Genomic DNA, 19,241 nt, shown 5'->3' with positions numbered 1-19,241 from the left:
TCTACTCCGTCACGGATATATCTAGGCGCTTGTGAAACCGGGTTCCATCCTGGGCACGCGCTTCCAGAAGCACCATCCAGCGCCCCGGCGCCAGATCCAGCGCCGCGACATAGTCCCCGCCCTCGCGGACGAACGCGGGGGTCTGGTCATCGGCGGCCTCGGTCGTGCGCCCGACGGTGGCCGCGATATCGCCAAGCTCGACCGGCAGGCCGGCGCTGTCACGGAACGCCAGCCGCAGCTCGCCCGATTCGTAGGTGTCGATCAGGGTCCAGCCAAGCGCCTCTTGCGCCTTGCGCTCACGATCGAAGTTCTGCGAGGCGACGTAGGAGTTCCGGACCTCAAGCCCCGGGAACGTGCCAACCGCCTGCACCGCCATGTAGATGTTCACCGCGATGATGACGGCGAAGGCCGAAGCCGTGATCGCAAAGACCTTCCGTCCCGTCAGTTCCCGACCCATGTTACTGGTCCTTCCCGTTGAAGACCGTGTTTTCGTAGACGCGGTCCTGGTTCACCTGGTCGACGATCCACAGACGGATCGAGGTACGGTCTGCCACGGCTGCTCGGCTGCCCGGAGGTGCGGTTACATAGACACGCTGGGTCAGCGTTTCGTCTGCGGGCACGGTGACAACATAGCTGTCCCGGCCTTCAAGCGAAAGCGCAAGCGGCGCATCCGAGGTCAGCGACAGCAGGAAGGGGCGCGCCTCGGGATGTTTGTTGCGCAGCCGGATTTCATAGGCATTGCGGATCGATCCGTCGGAAAGCGTGACGAATATCGGGTTGCGTTCCGGGGTGACGTTGAAGTCGATGGGCGAGCGCAGGAAGAGCGCGACGATCATCGCGATGCCAACCGCGGACCAGAGCGCGGTATAGAGAATCGTGCGGGGACGGAAGATGTGTTTCCATAGCTTCTTCGGATGCCCGCCGGCGCGCTCTACCGCTTCGTCCTTCAACGCCATGTAGCCGATCAGCCCGCGCGGCTTGCCGATCCGGTCCATGACCTCGTCGCAGGCATCGATGCACAGCGCGCAGGTGATGCATTCAAGCTGCTGACCGTTGCGGATGTCGATGCCCACAGGGCAGACGTTGACGCAGGCCATGCAGTCGATGCAATCGCCCTGCGCCGGGTCCAGCTCGCCCTTTTTCAACTTGCCGCGGGGTTCCCCGCGCCATTCGCGGTAGGCGACGACCAGCGTGTCCTCGTCCATCATCGCGGCCTGAATGCGCGGCCAGGGGCAGGCATAGATGCAGATCTGTTCGCGCGCGAAACCGCCGAAGAAGAAGGTCGTGAAGGTCAGGATGCCCATGGTCCAGTAGGCAACGGGATGGGCGTCAAGCGTGACAAGGTCACGCGCCAGTGTCGGTGCATCGGTGAAGTAGAAGACCCAGGCCCCGCCGGTCGCAAGGCCGATCAGAAGCCAGATGACCCACTTCGTCATCCGCAGACGGAACTTGCGGAAGTTCCATTTCTGGTTCCACAGGCGTACCCGCGCGTTGCGGTCGCCCTCGACCCAGCGTTCGACAAGAATGAAAAGGTCGGTCCAGACGGTCTGCGGACAGGTATAGCCGCACCACACCCGGCCAAGCGCCGAGGTGAACAGAAACAGCCCCAGGCCGGCCATGATCAGCAGACCGGCGATGAAGTAGAATTCGTCCGGCCAGATCTCGATCATGAAGAAGAAGAAGCGGCGGTTGGCCAGATCCACCAGAACCGCCTGGTCGGGCAGACTGGGGCCGCGGTCCCAGCGCAGCCAGGGCGTGACGTAGTAGATCCCCAGGGTCACCACCATGATCACCCATTTCAGGGAGCGGAAGTTTCCCTTCACTCTGCGGGGGAAAACCGGCTCCCGCGCCGCGTAGAGCGCCGGAGGCGTTTCGCTGGAACTCATCTTCAAATTCCTGAATGTTTTTCGTCCGTTCGCGTCGGACTATTAGGGCACCACCCCGACTCCTGGCTTTGATATAGGTCAATGGTAGTGAAGCGCACCCCCCGAATTGAAGTCCAAATGGTCGCAGGCTAGTCTGGTAGGAAACCTTGCGCCGAACCGGTCCTTGCACGCTGGGGCTGGAAAGCAAAAAAAGGCGTGCCCGAAGACACGCCCAAGGTTTTGGAGCATCGGCGCCCCAGGAAACGCGCGAACAGGACGGGGCGCCGATGCCTTCACCGTCGGGGCGTGGCCCCTCCGGATTCTCTTACTCGCCGCCGCCGCGGCTGTGGACCCAGGTCGCGACCGCACGGATGTCGGCTTCGCTCAGGCGGCCGGACCAGGCGGGCATCACGCCGAAGCGGGCGTTCATCACCGTTTCCGTCAGCGCCGCCTCATCCCCGCCGTACAGCCATATGGCATCGGTCAGGTTCGGCGCACCCAGCGTGCGGTCACCCATGCCGTTTTCGCCGTGGCAGGACGAACAGTTGTCGGCAAAGACCATTGCGCCTTCCGATGCCAGGCCCGCGTCATGCTCCTGTCCCGAGATCTGCAGGACATATTGCACGACCTGATCGATCTGCTCGGGCTCGAGAAGTTCGTCCGCGCCGAACCGCGGCATCTCGGAATAGCGCGCGTCGGGGTCCTCGGTGTTGCGGATGCCGTGCTGGATCGTGGTGTGAATGTCCTCGATCGAGCCACCCCAGAGCCAGTCGTTGTCGATCAGGTTGGGATAGCCCTTGGCACCAGCCGCGCCCGAGCCGTGGCACTGGGCGCACCAGGTGCGAAACACCGCGGCACCTGCGTTGGTGGCAAAGCTCGCAAGCTCCTGGTCCGAGGGGATCGCGGTCAGGTCGGCCGCCACGAGCCTTGCCTCGATCCCGGCGTTCGCGTCATCGAAGCGCTGGATCTCGACTTCGACGCGCTCACGCGGGTTGCCGCCCCAAAGCCCCTGGGTCGCCCCCTCCACAAGCGGCCAGGCCGGGTAGAGGATCGTATAGATCAACCCCCAGACGATGGTCAGGTAGAAGGTCCATAGCCACCAGCGCGGCAGCGGATTGTTGTATTCCTCGATCCCGTCCCAGGAATGGCCGGTCGTTTCGACCTGGGATTCGGTCGGTGTCGGTTTCTTGCTCATTTTGCGCCTCCTTGACCCCGCGCGCCGGTCGAACCGGAGGGGGCGGGCCTGTCCTCATGCCGGAAGGGAATGTTCGCCACGTCGTCGTGGATTTTCCGCGATCCGGGCCGGAAGGCCCAGATCACGACGCCCACGAAGACCAGCACCAGCGCCAGAAGCGCCCAGCTGTCGGCGAATTCCCGGAAAAGCGAATAGACGTCCATCCGCTCCTCCTATCGGGTCGGATCGGGTTCGAAGGTCGAGAAGTCGACCATCGTGCCCAGCACCTGAAGATAGGCGATCAGCGCGTCCATCTCCGAAATGCCTGCCTGCCCGTCGAAGTTGGCCACGTTGGCACCGGCATAGCGCTCAAGCAAACCGTCGGTATCCGCGTTGGGATCGGCTTGCGCGGCGAAGTCCGCCTTGGCCAGCTCGATCATCTCGGACGTGTAGGGCACGCCGACCATCGCGTCGGTCGCCAGGCGGTCCTCGATGTGCTCGGGCTCGATCAGCCGGTCGGCAAGAAAGCCGTACTTGGGCATCACGGATTCCGGCACCACCGACTGCGGATCGGTCAGGTGATCGACATGCCATTCGTTCGAATAGCGCCCACCCACCCGGGCCAGATCCGGCCCGGTGCGCTTTGAGCCCCACTGGAACGGGTGGTCGTACATCGACTCCGCCGCCAGCGAATAGTGCCCGTAGCGCTCGACCTCGTCCCGCATCGGGCGGATCATCTGGCTGTGGCAGACGTAGCAGCCTTCGCGGATGTACACGTCGCGTCCCGTCAATTCGAGCGGCGAATAGGGCCGCACCCCTTCCACCTTCTCGATCGTGTTCTCCAGGTAGAACAGGGGGGCGATTTCCACGATCCCTCCGATGGTCACCACCAGGAACGATCCCACCAGAAGCGCCGTGGCGTTGGTTTCAAGGAACTTGTGCTTTTCTAGGATGGACATTTCTGGCCCCCTCTCATTCGGCCGGGACCGCGGCGCTAGCAGTGGCCGTGGCCGACTGCTTTGCGACGGTTGCCCAGAGGTTGTAGACCATGATGATCGCACCGGTCAGGTACATAACCCCGCCCAGACCCCGCACGACGTACATCGGGAACTTCGCGGAAACGGTGTCGGCAAAGGCGTTCACGAGGAAGCCGTTCGCGTCCACTTCACGCCACATCAGGCCTTCCATGATTCCCGTCACCCACATCGAGGCGGCGTAGAGCACGATGCCGATCGTTGCCAGCCAGAAGTGCCAGGACACGAGCTTGAGGCTGTAGAGTCCGCCACGGTTCCAAAGACGCGGCACCAGGAAGTAGAGCGCGCCGAAGGTGATCATGCCGTTCCAGCCAAGCGCGCCAGAGTGGACGTGGCCGATGGTCCAGTCGGTGTAGTGCGACAGGGAGTTCACCGCCTTGATCGACATCATCGGACCCTCGAAGGTCGACATGCCGTAGAAGCCGATCGAGATCACCATCATGCGGATCACCGGGTCGGTGCGGATCTTGTCCCAGGCGCCCGAGAGCGTCATCAGGCCGTTGATCATGCCGCCCCACGAAGGCATCCACAGGATGATCGAGAACACCATGCCCAGGGTCGAGGCCCATTCGGGCAGCGCGGTGTAGTGCAGGTGGTGCGGACCGGCCCAGATATAAAGGAAGATCAGCGCCCAGAAGTGGATGATCGACAGCTTGTAGCTGAACACCGGACGTTCGGCCTGCTTCGGGACGAAGTAGTACATCATGCCCAGGAAGCCCGCGGTCAGGAAGAAGCCCACCGCGTTGTGGCCGTACCACCATTGCGTCATCGCGTCCTGCACGCCCGCAAAGACCTGCACGGACTTCGAGCCGAAGACAGAAACCGGAATGGCAAGGTTGTTGACGACGTGAAGCATCGCGATCGTCACGATGAACGAAAGGTAGAACCAGTTGGCCACGTAGATGTGGGGTTCCTTGCGCTTGATGATCGTGCCGAGAAACACGGCCAGGTAGGCGACCCAGACGATGGTCAGCCACCAGTCGACGTACCATTCGGGTTCTGCGTATTCCTTGGACTGGGTCGCGCCGAGGATGTAGCCAGTCGCCGCAAGCACGATGACCAGCTGGTAGCCCCAGAACACGAACCAGGCCAGGTTGCCGCCCCATAGACGCGCAGCCGAGGTCCGCTGGACGACATAGAATGAGGACATGATCAGCGCGTTACCGCCAAAGGCGAAGATCACCGCCGAAGTGTGCAGCGGTCTGAGCTTGCCGAAGTTCAGGTAACCATGCGCCAGTTCCGACAGGTTCAGCGCCGGAAATGCCAGCTGAAAGGCGACGGTCACGCCCACCAGAAAGCCCACGACGCCCCAGAAGGCGGTCGCGATAACCCCGGCGCGCACGACGCCGTCAAGATATTCGTTTGAATCCTGGGGCCGCGGCGTATCGATACGACGCAGAACCCATACGAATGTGATGGCCGCAGCCAGCATCACGGTCAACGCGTTGACCATGTATGCCAGATCGCGCGCGTAGTTGGCAGCGATCGCGGCGAAAACCGCGATGGCGCCAAGCACGGCGAGCTTGATGTAATCCCACATGCTATGTCCCTTCGTTCATCCATGCCCGTCCGACTCGCGCAGTCGGACGGTTTCCGGATGCCGGTCATTTGACCCGGCGGAGGTCAGCTTACCTTGATCTGCGTCAAATGTCCGTGACCGGCTTTTCGTCAGACGCAACGGTTGCACGGCAAACACGGAGGCGGCAAGGCCAAGCCTGACAAGGCAGAGCTGCGTGCCGCGATCGTGCCGGAACAGGCGCCAGGGCCCTGACGTTGGGGTTCTGCCGCGATCGATTGTATTGATCCGAATCAAGGCGATGCAGGATAGGCTTGCCTAGGTTGGCGGCATATTCGCTCACGGGAGGCCGGACATGGGCTACAAATCGATCCTTACCATCGTCACCGATCCGCAGCTTTCGGCGGCCCAGATGGATGCGGCCATCGCGCTTGCGCGGCGCGAGGATGCGCATCTCGATATCCTTTGCCTTGGCATAGATCGCACGCAGACCGGATATTATTACGCGGGCGCGACCGCGGCGATCCATCAGGAAACCTTCGAGTACGCCCGCGCCGAAGCGGCGGATATCGAAGCGGCCGTGCGTGCGCGCATGACGTCGGAAGACGTCCGCTGGGCAATCGAAACCGTCGTCACGCAGATCGCGACCCTGACCGAACCGGTGGCGGTCCAGGCCCGGTTCTCCGATCTGGTCGTGCTGCCCAAGCCCTACGGCGGCAAGGACAATCACGATCTCGAAGCGGTGCTTGAGGCGGCACTTTTCGACGGACGAAGCCCTGTCCTGGTGCTGCCGGCAAGCGGGCTGAAGCCCAGCACGCCCAAGCGCGTCGTCATCGCCTGGAACCAGAGTGATGAGGCGCTGATCGCGATACGCGCGGCGCTTCCGATCCTCAAGGCGGCTTCGATCGTCGACATAACCGTCATCGACCCGCCCAGCCATGGCCCCGAAAGGTCCGATGCCGGGGGGCTTCTGTCGCAGTTCCTTGCCCGCCATGGCGTGAAGACCGAGGTTTCGGTCCTGGCCAAGACGCTACCGCGCGTATCCGAAGTCCTGTGCCGACACGCCCGCGACATCGACGCCGACATGATCGTCATGGGCGGCTACGGGCATTCGCGCTTCCGCGAGGCGATCCTGGGCGGCGCGACCCGCGACATGCTTGAGGTCGCGGAGTTGCCGGTCCTGATGGCGCACTGAACATTTTGGGCGCGGCCCGTTGCGGCGCCACGCTTCGCGGCATTCGGGTGCCGCGTTGCGCCGTCAGGTCAGGTAACCGCCATCCGAGTCGTCGCCCGCTTCGTCCAGAAGGATGTCATAGTCGGGAACGATGACGTGGCGCTTGCCCTCAAGTTCGATCACGCCGTCACGCTTGAGCGCGGACATCTGCCGGCTGACGGTTTCAAGCGTGAGCCCAAGGTAATCTGCCATCGCCTCGCGCGTCAGCGCCAGGTCGAAGACCATACGGCCCGAAGTTGCCCGCAGGTTCAGGCTGGCGTCGCGCCGCGCGACGATCGCCAGAAGGCTCGCGATTTTTTCGCGCGCCGTCTTGCGCCCCAGAAGCAGCATCCATTCCCGCGCCGCGTCCAGTTCGTCCAAAGTCATTTCCAGAAGCCGTTGCGCGATGTGGGGCGTCTTGCCCATCAGATCCTCGAACGGCTTCTTGCGGAAACAGCACATCAGAAGGTCGGTGGTCGCCGTCACGTTGTAGGGCGCGTTCGCGCGCCCAGGGCGGCCCACGAAATCCGAGGGCAGCAGCAACCCGACCATCTGCGTCCGGCCATCCTCGAGCGTCTGGGTCAGCGTGGCGACGCCGGTGACGACAGAGGCCACGAAATCCATACGGTCCCCCGCCCAGACGACGGTCTGGCCGGGATCGAAGCTTCGATAGTACTTGATCGAGTCGAGTTGGGCGAGTTCGTCAACCTCGCAGCGGGCACAAACCGCGCGATGCCTGATGGGACAGTCGCCGCACTGGGGCGCGACGTTCGGTATCTGGTGAAGGCTCATGTGTTCGCGCGTATCTTTGATCTGCGTCAAGGATTGCGGGCATCATAGCGCCTAACCGTGGGGACATGAAACCCATTTCCGAACTTGCGCGGCTCGGTCTTTTCGATGCGCGCGTGCCCCGCTACACCAGCTATCCGACCGCGCCGCATTTTTCTAATGCGGTGACACCCAAAGATTTTTCCGACTGGATCGGGGCGATCCCGGAAGGCTCGCGAATCTCGCTTTATCTTCATGTGCCTTTCTGTCGCAGGCTTTGCTGGTTTTGCGCCTGCCGCACCCAGGGCACACGATCGGAAGAGCCGGTGCGGGCCTACGCCGAGGTTTTGCGCGCCGAACTGCAACTTCTGAAGGCGCAGCTGCCCGGCGGCGTCACGCTGTCGCGGCTGCATTGGGGCGGGGGAACGCCCACGCTCTTGCCCGCCGATGAGATCGAATCGCTTTCCAGGGCGATCTTCGAGGTCGCTCCGTTGGGCGAGGACGCGGAGTTTTCGGTCGAGATCGATCCGAACGAGATCGACGACGCGCGCCTCGACGCCCTGTCTGCGGCGGGCATGAACCGGGCCTCGATCGGGGTGCAGGACTTCGATCCGCTGATTCAGAAGACCATCGGGCGCGACCAGAGCTACGAGATCACGAAACGGGCCGCCGAGATGATACGGGCGCGCGGCATCCGGTCCCTGAACGCGGATATCCTGTATGGCCTGCCGCACCAGTCCGACGAGCGGATCAACGACAGTGTGCGCAAGCTCCTGTCGCTTTCGCCCGACCGGGTCGCCCTTTACGGCTATGCGCATGTGCCCTGGATGGCGCGCCGCCAGGTGATGATTCCGTCCGACGCCATGCCCAAGCCCGAGGAAAGGCTGGGCCTTTTCGAAACCGCGCGGGATCTGTTCCTCGAGGCCGGTTACGAGGAAATCGGCATCGACCACTTCGCCAAACCCGATGACGGTCTGGCGGTCGCCGCGCGCGAGGGCAGGCTTCACCGCAACTTCCAGGGCTATACCGACGACACTGCGGAAGCGCTGATCGGCCTGGGCGCCTCGGCGATCTCCCGGATGCCGCAGGGATACGCCCAGAACGCGCCCTCGACGTCGGCATATATCAAGGCGATCCGCGCCGGCCAATTCGCAACCGCGAAAGGGCACGCCTTTGACCGCGAGGATCTGCTGCGCGCCCGCATGATCGAAGCGCTCATGTGCGATTTCCGAATCGACAGCCGGGAAATCTGCGGCCGTTTCGGCACCAGCCCGGAAAGACTTGCGCAGCTCTTCTCTGCGCCCGCAAACGAATTCGGAGGCATGGTCGAGGTCAACGATGCCGGCTTTGCGATACCCGAACGCGCGCGCCCGCTGACCCGGATGATCGCCCGCGCCTTCGACGCCTACGACCTTTCCAAGGCCGGTCACAGTTCGGCCGTCTGACCAGGCGCGACGCAGCCGCGATCGGCCGGTGCAAGGGCAATCAATATTCCTGCTCTCGCGCCGGTCGATTTGCGCCCTCGACGAACGCAACCAGCCGGGGCAGGCACACGGTCCTCAGATCGAACCTGGCAACCGCCGTTTCCCGCGCGGCCCGGCGCAGGGGCAGATGCCCGGCCGGATCAGCCAGAGCCGAGATCAGGCTTCGCGACCAGCCTTCGACATCGAAGAACGGCACCAGCCTCCCGTTGACGTCGTTGCGGATCACCTCTTCGACCGGGGGGGTCGCAGAGCCGACGACAAGCGCGCCGGCCGCCATCGCCTCGATCATCGACCACGACAGGACGAAGGGATAGGTGAGGTAGGCATGGGCCCGCGTGACCTGCATCAGCGCCGTGAATTTCGGATAGGGGATCCGTCCCGCGAAATGCAGGCGCGACGGGTCGATCCGATCCCGAACCTCAGCCAGGAACCGGTCCTTCCATGTTCCAGTCGCGGGCGGGCCGCCATAGCTTTGCCCCTCGGCGCCGACGATGACGACCTGCGCCTCGGGCCGCGCGGCCATGACAGCGGGCAGCGCCCGCATGAACACATGGTATCCCCTGTAGGGCTCCAGCTTTCGCGCGACGAGGCTCAGCACCTCATCCCCTGGACGCAAGACGCGACCGCCGGGCAGGTCGAACCGCGCACCGGGGTCCGGCCGCAGAACATCCGTGTCCACGCCGTCATGGATCACCGTGATCCGCGATCGCAAGGGTTTCGGGAAAGTCGATGCCTGAAATTCGGTGGGCGACACCGCGGCGTCGGCGTCCTGCAACGCCATAAGAAGATGCGCCTTGCGCGCCGTGGTGGCGTTGCGCGCGGACAGGTCGGCGGTCTGGAATTCGGCATCGAACCCGGCATCGAGTCCCGTCGAACGGTAAAGGAATTCCGCATATGTCAGGATGCGGACGCCGGGCCAGACGTCGCGCAGGAACAACGGCTCCCCCCACCCGCCGTGGGCGAAGATCACGTCCGGCCTGTAGCCCCGCGCGTCCAGCGCCGCGCAGGCGCGCGCGACCCGAAGCCCGCGGTCACATGCGCGGGCATAGGTGCGCGCCAATCCCGAAACCTCCGGTCGGTCCGGGCTGGGATAGCAGAGGGTCCGGACGATTCGCGGGCGGGTGTTGCCCGCATCCGTCAGCGCCAGCACATCGTGCCCCCGCCCGGCAAGTGCCGGGGCCAGGTGCAGGAACTGCCCCGGAAAGTTCTGGTGGATGAAAAGGATCCTCAAGGGGATCAGCCCCCGAACGCGGCCGCCATAAGTTCGCGCGTATATTCCGTCTCGGGTCTTTCGAATATCTTGTCGCCGGTGCCGGATTCGACGATATCGCCGCGCCGCATGACGATGATCTTGTGCGATAGCGCACGCACGACGCGCAGATCGTGGCTGATGAACAGATAGGCCAGCCCGTATTTCCGCTGCAAGGCGCGCAACAATTCGACGATCTGCACCTGCACGGTCATGTCCAGCGCCGAGGTCGGCTCGTCCAGCACCACCACCTTTGGACGCAGGATCATCGCCCGCGCGATGGCGATCCTTTGACGCTGCCCGCCGGAAAACTCGTGCGGGTAACGCCCCATGGTAGCGGGATCCAACCCGACTTCGGACATGATCTCGGCGACCATCTCGGTCCGGTTGCGGCCGGGCTCGACCCCGTGCACGCCCAGGCCTTCGGCGATTATCTCTTCCGCGGTCATGCGCGGGCTGAGGCTGCCGAACGGATCCTGAAACACGATCTGCATGTCACGCCTCAGACGCCGCAGTTCGCCCGCCTTCCAGCCGGAAATGTCCCGGCCCTGGTAGATCACCGGCCCGTCGGCCTGGATCAGCCGCATGATGCCAAGCGCCAGCGTGGTCTTGCCCGATCCGCTTTCACCGACGATACCCAGCGTTTCCCCCGCGCGCACGGAAATCGTCGCGTCATTGACCGCCTTGACGTGGCCCACGGTCCGGCGCAGGAACCCGCGCTGGATCGGGAACCAGACGCGCAGCCCCTCGGTCCGGATGATCTCTTCCGCGCCCTCGGGGACCGGGTCCGGGCGGCCCTTCGGTTCGGCGGCAAGCAGCTTTCGCGTGTAGGGATGCTGGGGGCTGGCGAAGATGTCCGCCACCGGCCCCTGCTCCACGATCTCGCCGCCCTGCATCACGCAGACGCGGTCGGCGATGCGCCGCACGATGTTCAGGTCGTGCGAGATGAACAGAAGGCTCAGCCCCTCCTTGCGTTTCAGATCCGCCAGAAGCTCGAGTATCTGCGCCTGGATCGTCACGTCCAGCGCGGTCGTGGGTTCATCCGCGATCAGCAGCTCCGGCCCGTTGGCCAGCGCCATGGCAATCATCACGCGCTGACGCTGCCCGCCCGAAAGCTGATGCGGGTAGTCCTTGAGCCGGCTTTCAGGATTGTCGATGCCGACTTCGTCCAGAAGCTTGATCATGCGCGCCTCAGCCGGCGCACCGCTCAGGCCCTGGTGCAGAAGAAGGCTTTCCCCGATCTGCTTTTCCAGCGTGTGCAGCGGATTGAGCGATGTCATCGGCTCCTGGAAGATGAAGCTGATGTCATTGCCGCGCACCTTGCGCAGCAGCGGCTCGGGCGCGCCGACCATTTCCTGCCCCAGATAGGTGATGGAACCGGAAATGGTCGCGCTGCCGCTGAGCAAATCCACCGTAGACAGCGCCGTGACGGACTTGCCCGAACCGCTTTCGCCGACCAGCGCGACGGTTTCGCCCTTGCGAATGACGAAGCTGACGCCCTTCACCGCCTCGATCATCCGGCCGTCCTGGCGGAACCGCACGGACAGGTCGCGCACCTTCAGCACTTCGGTCATTGGAAGGTCTTCCTCGGGTCGAAGGCATCGCGGACGCCTTCGAAGATGAAGACCAGGAGCGACAGCATGATGGCGAAGGTGAAGAACGCGGTGAAGCCCAGCCACGGCGCCTGCAGGTTCTGCTTGGCCTGAAGGCTGAGTTCGCCCAGCGAGGGTGCGGACGACGGCAGGCCGAAGCCCAGGAAGTCGAGCGAGGCCAGCCCCCCGATCGCGCCGGTGACGATGAAGGGCAGCAGCGTGACGGTCGCGACCATCGCATTGGGCAGGATGTGGCGGAACATGATCACCCGGTCGGGAACGCCAAGTGCACGCGCCGCGCGGACATATTCGAAGTTGCGCGCGCGAAGAAACTCGGCCCGGACCACGCCGACCAGCGCGGGCCAGCCGAAAAGGATCGAGACGGCCACCAGCAGCCAGAAGCTTCGGCCAAGAATCGCGAACAGGATGATGATGATATAGAGCGAGGGCGTGCCGCCCCAGATCTCGATCACACGCTGGAAGATCAGGTCGGTGCGCCCGCCGAAATACCCCTGCACTGCGCCAGCCATGATGCCCAGCACGCTTGCGCCGACCGAGACGATGATCGCGAACAGGATCGACAGGCGGAACCCGTAGATGATCCGCGCCAGCACGTCGCGGGTGGTGTCGTCCGTGCCCAGCCAGTGATCCCCGTCGGGCGCCGAAGGCGCGGTGCCCACGTTGTTGATCGTGTTGTAGCTGTAGGGGACCGGCGGCCAGATCATCCAGCCCGCTTCGACCGTCTCGCCCGCGAATTCGCCGTCGGCGGCGTCTTCCATCACGCCCTCCGGATCATCGAAGCAATCGACGATCCCGCCGGTTCTGATCAGGCACTGCACCTCGGGGTCGCGGTAGATCGCCTCGGTCCTGAAGTCGCCGCCAAACGCGGTTTCGGGATAGAACTTGTAGATCGGGAAGAACAGGTCGCCCCGGTAGTTGACGACGATCGGCTTGTCGTTGGCCAGAACCTCGGCAAACAGCGAAAGCCCGAACAGCGCGGCGAAGATCCACAGGGACCAGAAGGCCCGGCGGTTGGCCTTGAAGTTGCGCCAGCGGCGCTGGTTCAGCGGCGAAAGGCGCATCAGCCCACCCTCCGCTCGAAGTCGATCCGGGGGTCGACGAAGACATACATCATGTCCGACACGATCCCGATCACGAGCCCCATCAACCCAAAGGCGTAAAGCGTGCCGAAGACGACCGGGTAGTCGCGTTGCAGCGCGGCCTCATACCCCATGCGCCCAAGCCCATCGAGCGAGAATATGATCTCGATCAGCAGGCCGCCGCCGAACAGAACCGCCAGGAAAAGCGCGGGGAAGCCCGCGATCACGATCAGCATCGCGTTGCGGAAGACGTGACCGTAAAGCACCCTGCCCTCGGTCAGACCCTTGGCGCGCGCCGTCAGGACGTACTGCTTGTTGATCTCGTCCAGGAAGCTGTTCTTGGTCAGAAGCGTGAGCGTCGCGAAGCCCGAGATGGTGGAGGCGAAGACCGGCAGAGCGATGTGCCAGAAATAGTCGATCGCCTTGCCGATCAGGGTCAGGTCCTCCCAGTTGTCAGAGGTCAGGCCCCGAAGCGGGAAGATGCGCCAGTAGCTGCCGCCGGCGAACAGGACGATCAGCATGACGGCGAAAAGAAAGCCCGGGATCGCGTAGCCAACGATGATCGCGCCCGATGTCCAGGTGTCGAAGGGCGTGCCGTCCCTGACCGCCTTGCGGATCCCGAGCGGGATCGACACCGCGTAGGCCAGAAGCGTCGACCACAAGCCAAGCGAGATCGACACCGGCATCTTTTCGATCACCAGGTCGACGACCGAGATGGACCGGAAATAGCTTTCGCCGAAGTCGAAGCGCAGGTAGTTCCACATCATGTTCAGGAACCGCTCCAGCGGCGGCTTGTCGAAACCGAACTGGGCCTCAAGCTCCTTGATGAACTCAGGCGGCAGGCCGCGCGCGCCGACGTACTTGTCGCTGGCGCCGCCGCCAGAGATCTCCTCGGCCTGGCCGCCGTCACCGCCGCCGGTGATGCCGCGCAGGACATCCCCCTCGCCCTGGATCTGGGCAAGGACCTGTTCGATCGGGCCGCCGGGAACGAACTGGGTCAGTGTGAAATTGACGACCATGATCCCGATCAGCGTCGGGATCACCAGCAAGAGCCTGCGCAGGATGTAAGCGCCCATTCGTGACGTCGCCCGTTCAGTTCAGCGCGCCGGCCGCCCTGAGCGCGGCGGCCTTGTCGGCGTTGTACCACCAGAAGCTCAGCTCCCCCAGGGCGTAGGGCGGCAGCGGGTCGGGATGTTCGTACATGTCGTAGTAGGCGACGGTGTGGCTGTCCTTGAACCACTGCGGAACCCAGAAGCGGATCGCGCGCAGCACGCGGTCCAGCGCCTTGACCGCCACGTGCATCTCTTCCTTGCTTTGAGCGGTGATGACCTTTTCGATCAACGCGTCGACGGCCGGATCGCCAAGCCCCATCGTGTTGAAGACGTCGGTCAGACCCGCGCTGCCGAAATACTGCTTCAGCCCCGCGCCCGGCTCGTAGCCCGTCGGGAACTGATCGGTGATGATGTCGAAATCGAACGAGGCGGCGGCATTCACCGAATCCGAGCGCACACGCTTGGTATACTGCGCGGGGTCCACGCGGCTCAGCGAGGCGTCGACGCCAAGCGCGCGCAGGTTTTCGATGAACGGGTTGACCACGCGGTCGAAGGCGGGGTCGTCCTCGAGAAACTCGATGCTGAGCTTCTCGCCGCGGGCGTTCCGGCGCATCCCGTCATCGCCCACGATCCAGCCCGCCTCTTCCAGAAGTGCTGCCGCCTTGCGCAGGTTCTTGCGATCAAGCTGACGATTGCCCGACACCGGGGCCATCACAGGCTCCTGGTCCAGAACGCCGGCGGGAAGCTGGTCCCGCAACGGCTCAAGCAAAGCAAGCTCCTCGGGCGAGGGCAGGCCCTCGGGCGCCAGTTCGCTGTTTTCCCAGAAGGAATTGATCCGCTTGTAGAGCCCGTAGAAGAGTGATTCGTTCGACCATTCGAAGTTGAACATCAGCCCGATCGCCTCGCGCACGCGGGGGTCCTGGAATTTTTCCCGGCGCAGGTTCATCACGAAGGATTGGCCGGTGGCGATGTTGCCATGCTTGAGTTCGCGCTTCACCAGCCAGCCCCGGTCGACGGCTGGAAAGTTGTATGACGTCGCCCAGTTCTTGGATGAGTTTTCGTTTCGGAAGGTGTAGGCCCCGGCCTTCAGTCCTTCCAGTGCGGCCGTCGCGTCTCCGAAGTACTCGATCCGGATGCGGTCGAAGTTGTTCTGGCCGATATTGATCGGCAGGTCCTTTCCCCAGTAGTCCGGGTTGCGCTTGTAGACGACCCGCTGGTTCACATCGTAGCTTTCAAGCACGTAAGGACCAGAACCGATCCCCGGCTCCATCCGGCTTTCGTCAAGCTTCGCGCCCGTCCTTTCGAACCAGGCCTTGGACATGACCGGCAGGCCACCCGCAATCTGGATTCGCTCTCGCGCCGCGCTTTCGGGCTTGAACATGTACTTGATCCGATGCTCGCCGAGGACCTCGACGCTGTCGACATATTCCGCCAGTACCGTCCGGAACGAGATCAGCCCCTCGTCGCGGAAAAGCGCGTAGGTGTATTCCACATCCGCGGCCGTCAGGGGGCTGCCATCGGAAAACCGTGCCTCGGGGCGCATGTTGAAGATCACCCAGGACTTGTCCTCGGGGTATTCGATGGTTTCGCAGATCAGGCAGTACATCGCGCCGATCTCGTCAGCGGTGCCCACCATCATCTCTTCGTAAGCGCTGTTGGACAGGGCCGCCGCCCGCCCCTTCTGGGTGTAGGGATTGAAGCTGTCGAAGGTGCCGAAGGTGGCCTCGGAAATCTCTCCGCCCTTGGGCGCATCCGGATTGACATAATCCAGGTACTTGAAATCGGCGGGATATTTCGGTGCGTCGCCAAAGGTCGTAATGGCGTGGGACGTGATGATCGCCTCTTCGGCGCGAAGCGCCAGGGGCGACGCCAGCGCCACCGACAGCGCAAGCCCCAGACCCAGCCGCGATGCCGCCATGGATCGTCCAGACTGCCTTTCGGCCAACTTGATCCCGCGCTTCATACCGGCAACCTCCCCGTCGGACTTCGGCTGTCCCAAGCTAGAAGCGCAGGCCGCGGGCTTCAAGTTGCGAATGTGTGAGCATCGGGTGAAACCAAAGCAAAGGGCCGCCCGAAAGGACGGCCCCGCGATTAAAGTCACTGTCAGGAACCGGTCTCAGCTTCCAACCGACTGCAGATAGGCGATCAGGTCGGCGCGGTCCTGCGCTTTCGGCAGACCGGCGAAGGACATCTTGGTGCCCGGAACGGCGCCCTTGGGGTTGGCCAGGAAGTGGTCAAGCTCGGCCGGTTCCCAGTTGCCGCCGTGACCGGCCATGGCGTCCGAATAGCTGAAGCCCGCGACGCCGCCGACCGCACGTCCGACCACGCCATCCAGGTGGGGGCCCGTGCCGTTGCTGCCGTCAAGCTTGTGGCAGGCCTTGCACTTGCCGAACACCTTTTCGCCCGCGCCGGCGTCGGCCGAGGCAAGCAGTTCTTCGAAGCTCGGGCCTTCCTCGGCCGCGGCCTCGCCGCCTTCAGAGGCGCCGGTGTCGATCGAGTAGGCCTGTGCGACCTCTTCGCCCGCATGGGCTTCCGGCCCGGTATGGTAGAGCGATTCCGCCGCCCAGTTGCCCAAAAGGAAAACCAGCAGGGCGCCGCAAAGCGCGCCGCCGGCCTTCGTTACAGTCATCGTGTCGAACATGTCGCGCCTCTACCCTGGCTTTTTCTCGCGCGTATCTATCCGCTTCCACTGTCCTGTTTCAAGGTATAGTTAGCGCGACGAAACGCCCCCGGTCGCGGGGCCACGTCAAGGAGCCACCCGCATGACCGGTCGGATCGCCTTTCAGGGGGAACCCGGAGCCTATTCGCACGAGGCCTGCCGCAAGGCCCGGCCCGGCATGGAGGCGGTCCCCTGCGCGACCTTCGAGGACGTGATCGAGACGGTCAAGCGCGGCGACGCCGACCTTGCCATGCTGCCGGTCGAGAATTCGACCTATGGCCGCGTGGCCGACATTCATCACCTTCTGCCCGAATCCGGCCTGCACATCATCGACGAGGCCTTCGTGCGCGTGCACATCAACCTTCTGGCGGTGCCCGGAACCCCGCTGGACGAGGTCGAAAGCGCGATGAGCCACACGGTCCTTTTGGGACAGTGCCGCGGCTTCCTGCGCACGCACGACATCAAGCCGGTCACCGGTGCGGACACCGCGGGGTCGGCACGGGCGGTTGCGCAGATGGGCGATCCCAAGATGGCAGCGCTGGCCTCGGAACTTGCGGGCGAGATCTACGGGCTCGACCTTCTGGCCCGGCATGTCGAGGACCGGGCGCACAACACCACGCGATTCCTTGTCATGGCGCCCCAGCCTGATCTGTCCCGCCGCGGCGCGTCGGGCATGATGACCAGCTTTGTCTTCCGCGTGCGCAATATCCCGGCGGCTCTTTACAAGGCAATGGGGGGCTTCGCCACCAACGGCGTGAACATGACCAAGCTGGAAAGCTACATGGTCGATGGGAGCTTCTCGGCCACGCAGTTCTACGCCGATATCGAGGGCCATCCCGACGACGACAACGTGCGACTCGCGATGGAGGAGCTTGAATACTTCTCCTCCTCGATCACGGTGCTGGGCGTCTATCCGGCCGACCCCGGCCGTAACTGAGCTACCGCCAGGGACTGATCCCGGACCGATGCCACCGCTCGAGCTGGCGGCAGAAGTCCGCCATGCGGCGTGCGAAGCGGCGTTCAAGCCCCTTCTTGCCAAAGCGCATGGAGTTCAGAAGGAACCGCGCCGACAGGCTGCGCGGCTTGACCTCAAGCTCGACCCCCAGACGGCTGCGCCCGGCCCCGATGTCCTGCGGCGTCATGGTCAGGTAGACCTCGAACCCGCCGATGGTGCCAAGGGCGGCGAACAGGTCGCTGGGCTGCATCTGCTGGATTTCCACCACCAGGTTTCGCGGCTTCCCACGGTAGAGAAAGTCGATTTCCCACGCAGATCCGACACCGGCCACGGGCAGGGTGTCGCGCCGCGCGATCGCGGCCTCGCGGCGCAACGCCGCGCGTTCGAGGGTTTCAAAATCGGTGATCTTGGAAAAGACGACGGGCGCGGGAACGGATATTTCCTGCGAGGTCGTGAACTTCATGGGCAATTCCTCCTGCCGCCTTTTCGCGTCAATCCAGACGGTCGGCAAGCCAGTTCTTCAGCAGGAACCCCGCGATGGCGCCACGGCGCGGCGCGCGGATCTCGGGGTGCTCTCCGGCGAAGGCGAGCGCCATGTCCTCGCGGCTGACCCATCGCGCCGACTCCAGTTCAACGGGGTCGAGCGTGATCGCCTCATCCAGCGCCTCGCCTGCCGTCCCGATCATCAGCGAGGACGGATAGGGCCAGGGCTGGCTTGCCAGGTAGCGCACCGAACCCACGCGGATCCCCGCCTCTTCGAAGACCTCGCGCCGGACGGCGGCTTCCAGGGTTTCGCCGGGCTCCATGAAACCTGCCAGGCACGAATACATGCCCTCGGGCCAGCCGGGCGAGCGGCCCAGCAGCACGCGGTTGCCGCGCGTGATCAGCATGATGACCACGGGGTCCGTGCGCGGAAAGTGATGGGCGCCGCAGCTGCCGCATATCCGCTGCCACCCGGCCATGGCCACCGCGCTTTCGGCGCCGCAGGACGAACAGAACCTGTGGCTGTGAAGCCAGCCGATCACGGCCTTGGCCGTGGCCGCGCATTCGGCGTCGCGGGGTGACAGGTCGGCCATCGCCCCGCGCAGCTCCGCGAAGCGGCAGGTATCGGGCAGGCCTGGGTGGCATTGCTCGGTCGGATCGAAGAAGGCGCCGGATGCGGGCGCCGCATCCCCGTCGGGCTGCCAGGCCGACAGGTCGGCCGCGAAACGCGGCCCGGCTTCGTCCAGCCCCAGAAAGACGACGGGCGCCGCGTTGCTCAGGACGGGATGATCGGTCGCCACCCAGCCCAAGGCAGACGGCCCATCGAACGACGGCTTGCCGCGCCAGATCGGAACCACCCGCGCCCTGGGATCGCGCCACAGGGCATCCAGCTGCGCCGTGTCGCCCCGAACCGCCGCCGATCGGTCCAGCCCCGAACCGCCGAACGTCACCGTTTCCGCTATACGCATCTGACCTCTCCTCGGGCGTCAGACCTTGCACGCGCGCGGCCGGCTTGCAATCTCCCACTCGCCTGTTGGATCGGGCAGGCAGCTGAATTACTGTTACCGAACACCGTCAGCATAGCGCCATCCCTGTAC

18 protein-coding genes are annotated in these 19,241 nt (G+C 64.2%); 3 read left to right on the top strand and 15 right to left on the bottom strand.

Features of this window, described 5'->3' with window-relative positions; translation table 11 throughout:
* Window position 1 precedes the first annotated feature (1 nt).
* The 6 genes from OEW28_RS03320 to ccoN all read right to left on the bottom strand — a co-directional run bounded on the left by OEW28_RS03320 (window position 2) and on the right by ccoN (window position 5,613).
* Complete coding sequence (locus OEW28_RS03320) at window positions 2-457, bottom strand: FixH family protein (RefSeq protein WP_263733295.1); 456 nt, start codon at window positions 455-457, stop codon at window positions 2-4.
* Between the two features lies 1 nt (window position 458).
* Entirely contained in the window at window positions 459-1,886 is a 1,428-nt protein-coding gene (gene ccoG, locus OEW28_RS03315) for a cytochrome c oxidase accessory protein CcoG (RefSeq protein WP_263733294.1), read from the bottom strand.
* A 304-nt stretch (window positions 1,887-2,190) separates the two neighbouring features.
* Window positions 2,191-3,060 carry a cytochrome-c oxidase, cbb3-type subunit III gene (ccoP, locus tag OEW28_RS03310; protein WP_263733293.1) on the bottom strand — a complete coding sequence of 290 codons (870 nt, stop codon included), beginning with the start codon at window positions 3,058-3,060 and terminating at the stop codon, window positions 2,191-2,193.
* Entirely contained in the window at window positions 3,057-3,263 is a 207-nt protein-coding gene (locus OEW28_RS03305) for a cbb3-type cytochrome c oxidase subunit 3 (RefSeq protein WP_263733292.1), read from the bottom strand. The genes ccoP and OEW28_RS03305 overlap by 4 nt, the downstream gene beginning before the upstream one ends.
* Window positions 3,264-3,272: 9 nt before the next feature.
* Window positions 3,273-3,998, bottom strand: a complete 726-nt coding sequence (gene ccoO / locus OEW28_RS03300; protein WP_263733291.1) for a cytochrome-c oxidase, cbb3-type subunit II — start codon at window positions 3,996-3,998, stop codon at window positions 3,273-3,275.
* 13 nt (window positions 3,999-4,011) lie between these two features.
* The gene (gene ccoN / locus OEW28_RS03295) at window positions 4,012-5,613 is read right to left on the bottom strand and encodes a cytochrome-c oxidase, cbb3-type subunit I (RefSeq protein ID WP_263733290.1); all 1,602 of its coding nucleotides are present in this window, start codon (window positions 5,611-5,613) and stop codon (window positions 4,012-4,014) included.
* A gap of 331 nt (window positions 5,614-5,944) precedes the next feature.
* Here ccoN and OEW28_RS03290 point away from each other — a divergent pair, with 331 nt between their 5' ends.
* Window positions 5,945-6,784: a universal stress protein gene (locus tag OEW28_RS03290; protein WP_263733289.1), complete on the top strand. Its 840-nt coding sequence runs from the start codon at window positions 5,945-5,947 to the stop codon at window positions 6,782-6,784.
* Window positions 6,785-6,847: 63 nt separating this feature from the next.
* On the opposite strand, the gene fnrL is transcribed toward OEW28_RS03290, so the two are convergent.
* The gene (gene fnrL / locus OEW28_RS03285) at window positions 6,848-7,594 is read right to left on the bottom strand and encodes a transcriptional regulator FnrL (protein ID WP_263733288.1); all 747 of its coding nucleotides are present in this window, start codon (window positions 7,592-7,594) and stop codon (window positions 6,848-6,850) included.
* Between the two features lie 65 nt (window positions 7,595-7,659).
* Here fnrL and hemN point away from each other — a divergent pair, with 65 nt between their 5' ends.
* Window positions 7,660-9,015 carry an oxygen-independent coproporphyrinogen III oxidase gene (hemN, locus tag OEW28_RS03280; RefSeq protein WP_263733287.1) on the top strand — a complete coding sequence of 452 codons (1,356 nt, stop codon included), beginning with the start codon at window positions 7,660-7,662 and terminating at the stop codon, window positions 9,013-9,015.
* 40 nt (window positions 9,016-9,055) lie between these two features.
* On the opposite strand, the gene OEW28_RS03275 is transcribed toward hemN, so the two are convergent.
* The 6 genes from OEW28_RS03275 to OEW28_RS03250 all read right to left on the bottom strand — a co-directional run bounded on the left by OEW28_RS03275 (window position 9,056) and on the right by OEW28_RS03250 (window position 16,688).
* Window positions 9,056-10,285 (bottom strand): glycosyltransferase, encoded by a 1,230-nt coding sequence (locus OEW28_RS03275; protein WP_263733286.1) that lies wholly within the window; start codon window positions 10,283-10,285, stop codon window positions 9,056-9,058.
* A gap of 5 nt (window positions 10,286-10,290) precedes the next feature.
* The gene (locus OEW28_RS03270) at window positions 10,291-11,877 is read right to left on the bottom strand and encodes an ABC transporter ATP-binding protein (protein ID WP_263733285.1); all 1,587 of its coding nucleotides are present in this window, start codon (window positions 11,875-11,877) and stop codon (window positions 10,291-10,293) included.
* Complete coding sequence (locus OEW28_RS03265) at window positions 11,874-12,977, bottom strand: ABC transporter permease (RefSeq protein WP_263733284.1); 1,104 nt, start codon at window positions 12,975-12,977, stop codon at window positions 11,874-11,876. The genes OEW28_RS03270 and OEW28_RS03265 overlap by 4 nt, the downstream gene beginning before the upstream one ends.
* The gene (locus OEW28_RS03260) at window positions 12,977-14,071 is read right to left on the bottom strand and encodes a microcin C ABC transporter permease YejB (protein ID WP_263733283.1); all 1,095 of its coding nucleotides are present in this window, start codon (window positions 14,069-14,071) and stop codon (window positions 12,977-12,979) included. The genes OEW28_RS03265 and OEW28_RS03260 overlap by 1 nt, the downstream gene beginning before the upstream one ends.
* Window positions 14,072-14,087: 16 nt before the next feature.
* Window positions 14,088-15,965 (bottom strand): extracellular solute-binding protein, encoded by a 1,878-nt coding sequence (locus OEW28_RS03255; protein ID WP_412174789.1) that lies wholly within the window; start codon window positions 15,963-15,965, stop codon window positions 14,088-14,090.
* A 198-nt stretch (window positions 15,966-16,163) separates the two neighbouring features.
* Window positions 16,164-16,688, bottom strand: a complete 525-nt coding sequence (locus tag OEW28_RS03250) for a c-type cytochrome (protein WP_263733281.1) — start codon at window positions 16,686-16,688, stop codon at window positions 16,164-16,166.
* A 121-nt stretch (window positions 16,689-16,809) separates the two neighbouring features.
* Here OEW28_RS03250 and OEW28_RS03245 point away from each other — a divergent pair, with 121 nt between their 5' ends.
* Window positions 16,810-17,643 (top strand): prephenate dehydratase, encoded by an 834-nt coding sequence (locus OEW28_RS03245; RefSeq protein WP_263733280.1) that lies wholly within the window; start codon window positions 16,810-16,812, stop codon window positions 17,641-17,643.
* A 1-nt stretch (window position 17,644) separates the two neighbouring features.
* Here OEW28_RS03245 and OEW28_RS03240 read toward each other — a convergent pair whose 3' ends face one another.
* On the bottom strand, window positions 17,645-18,124 hold the full coding sequence (locus OEW28_RS03240; protein WP_263733279.1) for an SRPBCC family protein: 480 nt from the start codon (window positions 18,122-18,124) through the stop codon (window positions 17,645-17,647).
* Between the two features lie 28 nt (window positions 18,125-18,152).
* Window positions 18,153-19,112 (bottom strand): NAD(+) diphosphatase, encoded by a 960-nt coding sequence (nudC, locus tag OEW28_RS03235; RefSeq protein ID WP_263733278.1) that lies wholly within the window; start codon window positions 19,110-19,112, stop codon window positions 18,153-18,155.
* Window positions 19,113-19,241 lie beyond the last annotated feature (129 nt).

The sequence above is a fragment of the Albidovulum marisflavi genome (genome assembly GCF_025751435.1).
GTDB lineage: Bacteria > Pseudomonadota > Alphaproteobacteria > Rhodobacterales > Rhodobacteraceae > Albidovulum > Albidovulum marisflavi.
This window is presented reverse-complemented; position numbering and strand designations above follow the sequence as displayed.